The sequence below is a fragment of the Streptomyces anandii JCM 4720 genome (assembly GCF_014650655.1).
GTDB classification, from domain to species: Bacteria; Actinomycetota; Actinomycetes; order Streptomycetales; family Streptomycetaceae; genus Streptomyces; species Streptomyces anandii.
In genome coordinates, this window is sequence record NZ_BMVJ01000016.1 from 3371 (window position 1) to 14211 (window position 10841).

A 10841-nucleotide genomic window follows, 5' to 3' on the forward strand; every position below is an offset into this window, starting at 1 on the left:
AGTTCTGAGGCAACGACCGTTGCCGGCTAGAGCTGAACTCACAACAGAAGAGTGTGCTTGTTCGCTCGAAACCATTAGGGTTTCGGTGGTCATAGCGTGAGGGAAACGCCCGGTTACATTCCGAACCCGGAAGCTAAGCCTTACAGCGCCGATGGTACTGCAGGGGGGACCCTGTGGGAGAGTAGGACACCGCCGAACAATCTTTGGACAGGACCCCTGGTCACCAGCGTTCAGCTGGGACCAGGGGTCCTTTCGTTTTTACAATGCTTGCGGTACCGAAGACAGGAGTCACCGATGTCCACCAACTCTCCCGACGAGCGTCCGGAGCGCGACCAGCGTCGCCGGGACGGTGGCGACCGCGGTGACCGTGGCGGCTACCGCGGCGGCCCTCGGCGCAGCAATGACCGCGGAGGCAGCGACCGCGGAGGCAGTGACCGTGGCGGCTACGGCCGGCGTGACGACCGGCGTGACGACCGCCGTGGTGGCGAGCGGACGGACCGCGGCGAACGCGGTGGCTTCCGGCGTGACGACCGCAGGGACGACCGGCGTGACGACCGCCGTGACGGCGACCGGGGCGGTTACGGCCGCCGCGACGACCGTGACCGTGACCGCGACCGTGGCTACCGCCGCGAGGGTGACCGCCCCACCTACCGCCGCGACGACCGCCGCGATGACAGCAGGGGCGACCGGGGCGACCGGGGCGACCGGGGCGACCGCCGGAGCTTCCGGCGCGACGACGACCGGGGCTACGGCCGGCGCGATGACGACCGGGGCTACGGTCGCCGCGACGACCGGGGCGGGTACCGCCGGGACGACAGGTCCGACCGGCCCGAGCGGGGCGAGCGCGGGGACCGCGGTGGCTACCGTCGCGATGACCGCCCCACCTACCGCCGCGATGACCGCAGGGACGACCGCCGCGACGACCGCCGTGACGGCGACCGGGGCGGGTACGGCCGCCGTGACGACCGTGACCGCGATCGGGACCGCGACAGGGACCGTGGCTTCGACCGTCCCACCTACCGCAGGGACGACCGTCCCACCTACCGCAGGGACGACCGTCGCGACGACCGCCGGGACGACCGCCGCGACAGCGACCGCGGTGACCGTGGTGGCTTCCGCGGCATGGACGACCGCGGTGCCCGCGGCCCCCGCCGTGACGACCGTGGTGGGCGTCCGGGCGGCGGCTACCGGGGCCGTGAAGACCGAGGCCGCGACGACCGTCGTGACGACCGGCGCGGCGGCGGACGCTTCCGCGACGAGCGCGACCGTGACCGGGACCGTGGGCGCGATCGCGACCGCGAGCCCATCAAGCGGCTGCCGATCCCGGAGGACGTCACCGGCGACGAGATCGACAAGGACGTACGCCAAGAGCTGCAGAGCCTGCCCAAGACGCTCGCCGACGACGTGGCCCGGAACCTGGTGATGGTGGCCCGGCTCATCGACGAGGACCCCGAGGGCGCCTACGGTTACTCCAGGGTGGCCCTCCGGCTGGCGTCCCGTGTCGCCGCCGTGCGGGAGGCGGCCGGCTTCGCCGCGTACGCGAACCAGAAGTACGGCGAGGCGCTCGCCGAGTTCCGTGCCGCGCGGCGGATGACGGGCAGCGTGGAGCTGTGGCCGGTCATGGCCGACTGCGAACGCGGACTCGGGCGGCCCGAGAAGGCGCTGGACATGGCCGGGGCGCCGGAGGTGCACAAGCTCGACAAGGCCGGGCAGGTCGAGATGCGGCTCGTCGCGGCCGGTGCCCGGCGGGACATGGGGCAGCTGGACGCGGCCATCGTGACCCTGCAGAGCCCGGAGCTGGCCTCCAACTCCGTCCAGCCCTGGACCGCGCGGCTGCGCTACGCCTACGCCGACGCGCTGCTGGCCGCCGGCCGTGAGCGCGAGGCCCGGGAGTGGTTCGCCAAGGCCGTGGAGGCCGACCGGGACGGCAGCACGGACGCCTCGGACCGCCTCGCGGAGCTGGACGGCGTGGAGTTCACCGACGCGCTCGACGAGAACGACGGGGACGACACGGCCACCGCCGAGGCCAAGGACGCCGCACGCGCGGACGAAGCCGGTGGGGACGACGAGTCCGACACGGCCGGCGAGGCCGGCAAGGACTGAGCCGACGCCCTCGACCGAGGACCGACGACCGGGGATCGAGGGCGGCCACGTACGAGGGCAGGTTCCGTTTCGACGGGCCTGCCCTCGCCCGTTTCACAGGTCCAGTGCGCGCAGCACCAGTCCCGACGCCGGCTTGGGGCCGAACGAGGTCGACTTGCGGGGCATGGTGACCCCCTGGCGGGCCAGCTCGCGCACGACCTCCTCGCGGACCGGGTGGAGCAGGACCGCCGTGCCGCCGTCGCGCTCCGCCTTCTCCACGGTCGCGGCCGTGTCGTGGATGTAGGCGATGTGGGCGGGGGAGTCCTCGGGGATGCGCCACACGTGGTCGAGGAGCGTGGCGTGCAGGACCGTCGCGTCCAGGGTGCGCCAGGCGGCCGGCCGGCCGGCGGGGACCGTACGGGCGAGGAGGGCGGGGTCGGGGCGGTCCACGAGGTGGAAGGCGCCGTCCCCGGCGAGCAGGAAGGCGTTGCCCTCGCAGGCAGCGTCCGCCAGGGTCGCCAGCGCGTCGGCCAGCGGGACCTCCAGGCGCCGTACGCGGAAGTGGCCGTCCAGGGCCGCGAGCGCTTCGGAGACCGGCAGGCCGTGCAGGAGGCGGTGGATGGCGCGCACCCGGAGCGGGTAGCGGGCCGTGTCGACCAGCAGCACCAGTCCGTAGTCCCAGGGGCTGGGCGAGGGATGCTCGGCGCGCAGTGTGCGGTAGGTGGCCCAGCGGTGGTGGCCGTCGGCGATCAGGGCCTGGTGCCGGGCGAGGTCGTCGGCGATCGCGGCCGTCTCGTCTGGGTCGGTGACGGCCCACAGACGGTGGCTGAAGCCGTCCTCGGTGGTCGTGGAGAGGAGCGGCGGCCGTTCGGCGGTGCGTTCGACGATAAGTGTGGTGGTGGCGGCCGATCCGTCGCCGCGGTAGGTGAGCAGCAGCGGTTCGAGGTTGGCGCTGGTGGCGCGCATCAGGTCGGCGCGGTCGGCGACCACGTGCGGCATGACGTCCTCGTGCGGCAGCACCACGCCGTCCGCCGGGTCCGTGACGCGCAGCGCGCCGATCAGGCCGCGCTGGAGCATGCCGTCGCCGTCGCGCTGCTCGTAGACGTACAGGCAGGGCTCGGGGTCGGCGGTCAGTACGCCCTCGGCGAGCCAGCGGCGCAGGGTCTCGGCGGCCTGCTTGTTGCGGGCGCTGGGGGTGCCGGCCTGGGGCAGGATCAGGCGGACGATGTTGTACGGGTCGGCGCACTGGAGGTGGTGCAGGCCGTCGGGGCGTACGACGACGTCGTACGGCGGTGACGTCACGGCGGCCAGGGAGCCGACCCGGTCGGGGTCGTAGCGCAGGCCGCGGAACGGTGTGAGCTCGAGGCCTCGGCGCATGGTTTCCGGCGAGTGACCTGCAGTGTTCATCCCGGCATCGTACGTGTGTCAGTGGCATGGGGGATGATCGGGGGAAAGTCGGTGTCACGAGGAGCGATGCGGAATGAGCCAGGGCGTCAGGACGAGTCCCGAGGGCAGTGGACGGGCCCTGAGCGAGGTGTACGACACGGCCCTGCTCGACCTGGACGGTGTGGTCTACGCGGGCGGGGAGGCGATCGCGCACGCGGTCGGCTCGCTCGCCACCGCCCGGACGGGCGGCATGCGTCTGGCGTACGTCACCAACAACGCCCTGCGCACCCCCGAGGCGGTGGCCGCGCATCTGACGGAGCTGGGGATAAGGGCCGAGGCGTCCGACATCGTGACCTCCGCGCAGGCGGTGGCCCGGCTGATCGCCGACCAGGTGCCCCGGGGCGCCCGGGTGCTGGTGATCGGCGGGGAGGGGCTGCGGGTGGCGCTGCGCGAGCGCGGTCTGGAGCCGGTCGAGTCGGCCGAGGACGAGCCGGTGGCCGTGGTGCAGGGCTACGGAGGGCCCGAGCTGCCGTGGGGACGCTTCGCGGAGGCGTCGTACGCCATCGCTCGCGGGTTGCCGTGGTTCGCCTCCAACACGGATCTGACGATCCCGAGCGCGCGTGGGATCGCGCCGGGCAACGGTGCCGCGGTGGAGGTCGTCCGGATCGCCACGGGCGCGGAGCCGCAGGTGGCGGGCAAGCCGCTGCCGCCGATGCACCGGGAGACGATCCTGCGCACCGGCGCCGAGCGGCCCCTGGTGGTCGGGGACCGGCTGGACACGGACATCGAGGGGGCGTTCAACGGCGGGGTGGACTCGCTGCTGGTCCTGACCGGGGTGACCGATGGCGCGCTGCTGCTGGCCGCCCCGCCGCGGCACCGTCCGACGTACGTCGACGCGGATCTGCGCGGCCTGCTCACCGGGCAGCCGGAAATCACCCGGGAGGGTGAGGGTTTCCGGTGCGGCGGGTGGACGGCGTCGGCGTCGGCGGACGCGGGACGTCTCGAAGTGACCGGTGACGGCGAGGCGCTGGACGGGCTGCGCGCGCTGTGCGCGGCGGCCTGGACGGCGGCCGGTGAGGGCGTGTGCGAGCTGGACGGGGGTAAGGCACTGGCACGACTGGGCCTTTGACGGCCCGTGAGGGCCGGTGGGCGTCGCGTCTTGCGAGGGTAGGCTAACCTAACCTCGTGTTGGTCGACAGTCCTCCCGAAGAGCGCGCGGCGGCCCTCGCCGCGCCACCGGGCCGCGGCGGGACGCGGGCCGCCGGGCTCGTCCTCTCCACCGCGGTCCTTGTCCTCGTCGCGCTCGCGAGCATCGCGATCGGGGCCAAGGAGCTGTCCCTGGCCCAGGTCTGGCACGGCCTGTTCCAGGACTCGGGAACCTACGGCGACGTGGTGGTCGGCGAGCGCCTGTCCCGTACGGTGCTCGGGCTGCTCGCCGGGGCCGCGCTGGGCCTGTCCGGGGCCGTGCTCCAGGCGCTGACCCGCAATCCGCTGGCCGAGCCGGGGATCCTCGGCATCAACGCGGGCGCCTCGGCCGCCGTCGTCACCGCCATCACGTACTTCGGCGTGACCAGCCTGAGCGGCTACGTCTGGTTCGCCTTCCTCGGCGCGGCCGCGGTGGGCGCGCTGGTGTGGTTCCTGGGCGGCAGCCGGGGCGCCACGCCGGTACGGCTCGCGCTCGTCGGCACCGCGATCAGCGCCGCCCTCTACGGCTATCTCCAGGCCGTGATGATCATGGACGACGCGGCGCTGGGCAGGATGCGCTTCTGGACCGTGGGTTCCCTGGCCTCCGCCACCCAGGGGACCGTCGCGCAGGTGCTGCCGTTCCTCGGGGCCGGCACCGTCCTCGCCCTGCTGCTGGCCCGGCCGCTGAACGCGGTGGCCATGGGCGACGACACCGCCCGCGCGCTCGGCGCCGATCTGAACCGCACCCGGGCGCTCGCCATGCTGGCCGCGACCGTGCTGTCGGGGGCCGCGACCGCGGCCTGCGGGCCCATCGCCTTCGTCGGGCTGATGGTCCCGCACGTGGTCCGCTCCTTCACCGGTCCCGACCTGCGCTGGATCCTGCCGTACGCCACCGTCCTGTCGCCCGTGCTGCTGCTCGGCGCGGACGTCGTCGGACGGATCGTCGCCCGGCCCGCCGAGCTCCAGGTCGGCGTGGTCACCGCCGTACTCGGCGGCCCGGTGTTCATCCTGCTCGTACGGCGGCGGAGGACGACCCGGCTGTGACCACCACCCGTACCCGGATGACCACTCGCACCCCGACGACCACCGGTGACCCCGGGTCCGCCGGTACCCCGGCCACCGCCGGCCCGCGCACCGCACGCGCCCTGCGCGGACCGGGCGGCCTGTCCCTCCGCATCGACGTGCGCGCCTGCGTGGTCGTCGCGGCGCTGCTGGCCGCCGCGCTCACCGCCGGTGTGGTGCTGATCGGCACCGGCGACTTCCCCATCCCTGCCTCCGAGGTGCTCAGGACCCTCGTCGGCCGGGGCGACCACGGGCAGGAGTTCATCGTCCGCGAACTGCGGCTGCCCCGCGTCCTCGTCGGCCTCCTGGTCGGCGCCTGCCTGGGCCTGGGCGGTGCGCTGTTCCAGTCCGTCTCCCGCAATCCGCTGGGCAGTCCGGACGTGCTCGGCCTCTCCCAGGGGGCGACGGCCGGCGCGCTGACCGTGATCGTCCTGTTCTCCGGCAGCGCCGGCGCGGTGACCCTCGGCGCGCTCGCCGGCGGCCTGGTGACCGGGCTCGCCATCCATCTGCTCGCCTGGAAGCGGGGCGTGCACGGGTACCGGCTGGTCCTGGTCGGCATCGGCGTGTCCGCCGTCGTCACCGCGGTCAACGGCTACATCATCACCAAGGCCGACTTCGTGGACGCCGCCCGCGCGGTCGTCTGGATGACCGGCTCCCTCAACGGCCGCGACTGGACCCAGGTGTGGCCGCTGCTCGCCCTGTTCGCGGTGCTGCTGCCGCTGGTGCTCGCCAACGCGCGCGGGCTGCGCATGCTGGAGATGGGCGACGACCTCTCCCGCGCCCTCGGGGTGCGCGTCGAGCGTGTACGGCTGCTGATGACGGCCGCCGCCGTGCTGCTCACCTCCGCCGCCACCGCCGCCGCCGGGCCCGTGGCCTTCGTCGCCCTGACCGCGCCGCAGCTGGCCCGGCGCCTCACCCTCCCCCGCTGCCTCAACGGCGCGGGAGGCGCCCCCATGCCCGGCCCGAACCTCGTGCCCTCCCTGTGCATGGGCGCCGCCCTGCTGGTCACCGCCGACTGGGCCTCGCAGCGCGCCTTCGGCGCCGACCAGCTGCCCGTGGGCGTGGTCACCGGCGTCCTCGGCGGGATCCATCTGCTGTGGCTGCTGGTCACCGAGCGCAGGGCGGGCCGGATATGAGCGCCCGCGGTCCCGCGGCGCGCGAACGGCAAGCGAACGACCGAGGGAGCACCGTGAACCGCCTGTCCGCCGACGACGTCACCCTCGCCTACGACCGCCGGGTCATCGCCGAGCGGCTGTCGGTGGAGATACCCGACAACTCCTTCACGGTGATCGTCGGCCCCAACGCCTGCGGCAAGTCCACCCTGCTGCGTGCGCTGTCGCGGATGCTCAAGCCCACCGAGGGCCGGGTGCTGCTCGACGGGCAGGTCATCCAGTCGATGCCCGCCAAGAAGGTCGCCCGCACGCTCGGGCTGCTGCCGCAGTCGTCGATCGCTCCGGACGGGATCACCGTGGGCGACCTGGTCGGGCGCGGCCGCTATCCGCACCAGGGCATCCTGCGGCAGTGGTCGGCCGAGGACGAACGGGTCGTACGGGAGTCCATGGAGCGCACCGGGGTCGACCGGCTCGCCGGGCGCTACGTCGACGAACTGTCCGGCGGGCAGCGCCAGCGGGTCTGGATCGCCATGGCCCTCGCCCAGCGGACCCCGCTGCTGCTGCTCGACGAGCCGACGACGTACCTGGACATCCAGCACCAGATCGACGTCCTGGACCTGTGCGCGGAACTCCACGAGGAGCAGGGGCGCACGCTCGTCGCCGTGCTGCACGACCTCAACCACGCGGCCCGCTACGCCACCCACCTCGTCGCTCTGCGCGACGGGCAGGTCGTCGCCCAGGGCGCGCCGGGCGAGGTGGTCACGGCCGAGCTGGTCGAGGAGGTCTTCGGGCTGCGCTGCCAGGTCATCGAGGACCCCGAGACCGGTACGCCGCTGGTGGTGCCGGCCGCCCGCAAGGCGCGCGGCGGCGGCAGGGAGCGGGCGGAAGGGTCCGCTGGGGCCGGCGCCGCGGGCCCGGTGGACGGTGCGGGCCCGGGGGACCGGGTGGCCGCTACAGAAGCTTCCTGAGCCGGAACAGGTCCAGCAGGCCCGCCTCCAGCTTCACCCGGCCCGAACCCCAGGCAGTGGCGAAGTTCAGCTCGCCGCCGACCAGCGAGAGCAGGTCGTCTCCGGCCATGGCGAGGCGGATCTGCGCCTTCTCGGGCGGCGGGCCCGGCACGGTGTCCCGCACGTCGATCCGGCCGCCGGTCAGGCGGCCGACGAAGGTGACGTCCAGGTCCGTGATATGGCAGCTCACCGAGCGGTCCAGCGCCGCCGCCTCACGCACGTCGCCTTCCGCGTTCGTCATGTTGTCCGAGAGCTTCTCGAGTGCGGTACGGCACTCTTCGATCGTGGCCATCGCGATCGACGGTACCCCAGGGCTTCGCGGTAGCGTCTGGGCATGAGCGACTCTGTGACCGGGACGGGCGCGGACCCGCAGGCCGAGGAAGCGCCCGAGTACGACCCCGCCGCGCCCGCCCCCCTCGGCGTCCCCCGGACCCCCACCGGCGACGCCGACGTCGACGCGGCCCTGGAGCGGCTGGCCGACACCGACCACCTCGCCACCGACGGGCACGTGGAGGTGTACGAGGATGTACACAGGGGGCTGCGCGACGCGCTCACCGCGCTCGACGCCCGCCCGGGGCCCGTGGCACCCCCCGCGCCCTCACCGTCGTACCAACACAGGAGCTGAACCGAACGTGGCAGGAGTCGCACGCCGTCGTCTGGACGCGGAGCTGGTCCGCCGGGGGCTCGCCCGCTCGCGCGAGCACGCCGGCCAGCTGATCGCCGCCGGCCGGGTCACCGTCGGCAAGAACGTCGCGACCAAGCCCGCCACCCAGGTGGAGACCGCCGCCGCCGTCGTGGTCGCCGCCGACGAGAACGATCCCGACTACGTCTCCCGGGGCGGCCACAAGCTCGCCGGCGCGCTGGCCGCGTTCGTGCCGCGCGGGCTCGTCGTCCAGGGACGGCGCGCGCTGGACGCCGGGGCGTCCACCGGCGGCTTCACCGATGTACTGCTGCGCTCCGGCGCCGCCCACGTGGTCGCCGTGGACGTCGGATACGGACAACTCGCCTGGTCCCTGCAGAGCGATGAACGCGTCACCGTCAAGGACCGTACGAACGTACGCGAGTTGACGCTCGAGGCGATCGATGGGGAGCCTGTGGATCTTGTCGTGGGGGATCTGTCGTTCATCCCGCTCGGACTGGTGCTGCCCGCCCTGGTGCGGTGCGCGAAACCGGACGCCGACCTGGTGATGATGGTCAAGCCGCAGTTCGAGGTCGGGAAGGAGCGGCTGGGCAGCGGGGGTGTCGTACGGAGTCCGCAGCTGCGGGCGGAGGCCGTGCGGGGCGTGGCGGACAGGGCGTGGGAGCTGGGGCTCGGGGTGAACGGTGTCACCGCCAGTCCGCTGCCCGGGCCGTCCGGGAACGTCGAGTACTTTCTGTGGCTGCGTGCCGGGGCGCCCGCCCTGGACCCGGCCGATGTTGACCGTGCAGTGGCGGAGGGGCCGCGTTGACACAGGACCGATCTCGAACCGTTTTCCTGCTGGCGCACACCGGGCGGACGGCCGCCGTGCGCAGCGCGGAACTGGTGGTCAAAGGGCTGCTGCGCGCCGGGATCGGGGTGCGCGTACTGGAGGCCGAGGCGGCCGACCTGCCGCTGCCGGGCGAGGTACAGCTGGTCAAGGAGGCCACCCCGCAGTGCCTGGACGGGTGCGAGCTGCTGATCGTGCTCGGCGGTGACGGCACGCTTCTGCGCGGCGCCGAGTTCGCGCGTGCCTCGGGCGTGCCGATGCTCGGGGTGAACCTCGGGCGGGTCGGCTTCCTCGCCGAGGCCGAGCGTGACGACCTGGACAAGGTCGTGGACCGGGTGGTGAACCGGGCCTACGAGGTCGAGGAGCGCATGACCGTCGACGTCGTCGTGCACCGCAACGGCGACATCGTGCACACCGACTGGGCGCTGAACGAGGCGGCCGTGCAGAAGGTCTCCGCCGAGCGGATGCTCGAGGTGGTCCTGGAGATCGACGGGCGGCCGGTGACCGGGTTCGGCTGCGACGGCATCGTGTGCGCCACGCCCACCGGGTCGACCGCGTACGCCTTCTCGGCGGGCGGGCCCGTGGTGTGGCCGGAGGTGGAGGCGCTGCTGATGGTGCCGATCTCGGCGCACGCGCTGTTCGCCAAGCCGCTGGTGACCTCGCCGGACTCGGTGCTCGCCGTCGAGGTGCTGCCGCACGTGCCGCCGGGGGTGCTGTGGTGCGACGGGCGGCGCACCGTCGAGCTGCCGCCCGGCGCGCGGGTCGAGGTGCGGCGGGGCGCGGTGCCGGTCCGGCTCGCCCGGCTGCACCACGCGTCCTTCACGGACCGCCTGGTGGCCAAGTTCGCCCTGCCGGTCTCCGGCTGGCGCGGCGCACCGCACTGACGGGGTGCACTCGGCCGGGTGACGGGGCACCTCGCAATCGGCCGCCCCGACCTCGTAAGGTCGTGTCCGTGTTGGAGGAGATGCGGATACGGTCGCTCGGAGTGATCGACGACGCGGTCGTCGAGCTGTCGCCCGGTTTCACCGCCGTCACGGGTGAGACGGGCGCGGGCAAGACCATGGTGGTCACCAGTCTGGGGCTGCTGCTGGGCGGGCGCGCGGACCCGGCGCTGGTACGGATCGGGGCCGGGAAGGCGGTCGTGGAGGGACGGGTCACCGTCCCCGCGGACGCCTCCGCCGCCGTGCGGGCCGAGGAGGCGGGCGCCGAGCTCGACGACGGGGCGCTGCTGATCAGCCGTACCGTTTCCGCCGAGGGACGCTCGCGGGCGCACCTGGGCGGGCGGAGCGTGCCCGTGGGGCTGCTCGCCGAACTCGCCGACGACCTGGTGGCCGTGCACGGGCAGACCGACCAGCAGGGGCTGCTGAAGCTGTCCCGGCAGCGGCAGGCGCTCGACCGGTACGCGGGCGACGCCGTCGCCGTGCCCCTGGCCAAGTACGCCGAGGCGTACCGTCGGCTGCGGGCCGTCGCCGCCGAGCTCGACGAGATCACCACGCGCGCGCGTGAGCGGGCCCAGGAGGCCGACATGCTGCGCTACGGCC

The 10841-nt window shown here is 73.7% G+C and carries 11 protein-coding genes and 1 rRNA gene; 10 read left to right on the forward strand and 2 right to left on the reverse strand.

Annotated features, from left to right (window positions below; translation table 11 throughout):
• The first annotated feature begins 81 nt into the window (after window positions 1–81).
• Window positions 82–198 (forward strand): 5S ribosomal RNA (gene rrf, locus IE249_RS25265).
• A gap of 1116 nt (window positions 199–1314) precedes the next feature.
• Window positions 1315–2103: a tetratricopeptide repeat protein gene (locus IE249_RS35645; protein WP_229859268.1), complete on the forward strand. Its 789-nt coding sequence runs from the start codon at window positions 1315–1317 to the stop codon at window positions 2101–2103.
• 93 nt (window positions 2104–2196) lie between these two features.
• Here the strand turns inward: IE249_RS35645 and IE249_RS25275 are convergent, their stop codons facing one another.
• Window positions 2197–3489: a DUF1015 domain-containing protein gene (locus IE249_RS25275; protein WP_189708214.1), complete on the reverse strand. Its 1293-nt coding sequence runs from the start codon at window positions 3487–3489 to the stop codon at window positions 2197–2199.
• 73 nt (window positions 3490–3562) lie between these two features.
• On the opposite strand from IE249_RS25275, the gene IE249_RS25280 reads away from it, so the two are divergent.
• Genes IE249_RS25280 through IE249_RS25295 form a run of 4 tightly spaced genes read left to right on the forward strand, consistent with a single transcriptional unit; the run spans window position 3563 to window position 7795 of the window.
• The gene (locus IE249_RS25280; RefSeq protein WP_189708217.1) at window positions 3563–4597 is read left to right on the forward strand and encodes an HAD-IIA family hydrolase; all 1035 of its coding nucleotides are present in this window, start codon (window positions 3563–3565) and stop codon (window positions 4595–4597) included.
• Window positions 4598–4653: 56 nt separating this feature from the next.
• Entirely contained in the window at window positions 4654–5697 is a 1044-nt protein-coding gene (locus IE249_RS25285; RefSeq protein WP_189708219.1) for a FecCD family ABC transporter permease, read from the forward strand.
• A gap of 17 nt (window positions 5698–5714) precedes the next feature.
• On the forward strand, window positions 5715–6851 hold the full coding sequence (locus IE249_RS25290) for a FecCD family ABC transporter permease (protein ID WP_189708451.1): 1137 nt from the start codon (window positions 5715–5717) through the stop codon (window positions 6849–6851).
• On the forward strand, window positions 6848–7795 hold the full coding sequence (locus tag IE249_RS25295) for an ABC transporter ATP-binding protein (RefSeq protein ID WP_229859253.1): 948 nt from the start codon (window positions 6848–6850) through the stop codon (window positions 7793–7795). The genes IE249_RS25290 and IE249_RS25295 overlap by 4 nt, the downstream gene beginning before the upstream one ends.
• On the opposite strand, the gene IE249_RS25300 is transcribed toward IE249_RS25295, so the two are convergent.
• Window positions 7779–8126 (reverse strand): SCP2 sterol-binding domain-containing protein, encoded by a 348-nt coding sequence (locus IE249_RS25300; RefSeq protein WP_189708221.1) that lies wholly within the window; start codon window positions 8124–8126, stop codon window positions 7779–7781. The two genes, IE249_RS25295 and IE249_RS25300, sit on opposite strands and share 17 nt — an antisense overlap.
• A gap of 42 nt (window positions 8127–8168) precedes the next feature.
• On the opposite strand from IE249_RS25300, the gene IE249_RS25305 reads away from it, so the two are divergent.
• From IE249_RS25305 to IE249_RS38475, 4 genes are all read left to right on the forward strand, one after another.
• Window positions 8169–8459 carry a hypothetical protein gene (locus IE249_RS25305; protein ID WP_189708223.1) on the forward strand — a complete coding sequence of 97 codons (291 nt, stop codon included), beginning with the start codon at window positions 8169–8171 and terminating at the stop codon, window positions 8457–8459.
• Between the two features lie 7 nt (window positions 8460–8466).
• On the forward strand, window positions 8467–9282 hold the full coding sequence (locus IE249_RS25310) for a TlyA family RNA methyltransferase (protein ID WP_189708225.1): 816 nt from the start codon (window positions 8467–8469) through the stop codon (window positions 9280–9282).
• The gene (locus tag IE249_RS25315) at window positions 9279–10184 is read left to right on the forward strand and encodes an NAD kinase (protein ID WP_189708227.1); all 906 of its coding nucleotides are present in this window, start codon (window positions 9279–9281) and stop codon (window positions 10182–10184) included. Before IE249_RS25310 ends, IE249_RS25315 begins: the two co-directional genes overlap by 4 nt.
• A gap of 80 nt (window positions 10185–10264) precedes the next feature.
• The coding region (locus IE249_RS38475) for an AAA family ATPase (protein ID WP_229859270.1) at window positions 10265–10841 on the forward strand (577 nt) is incomplete at its 3' end.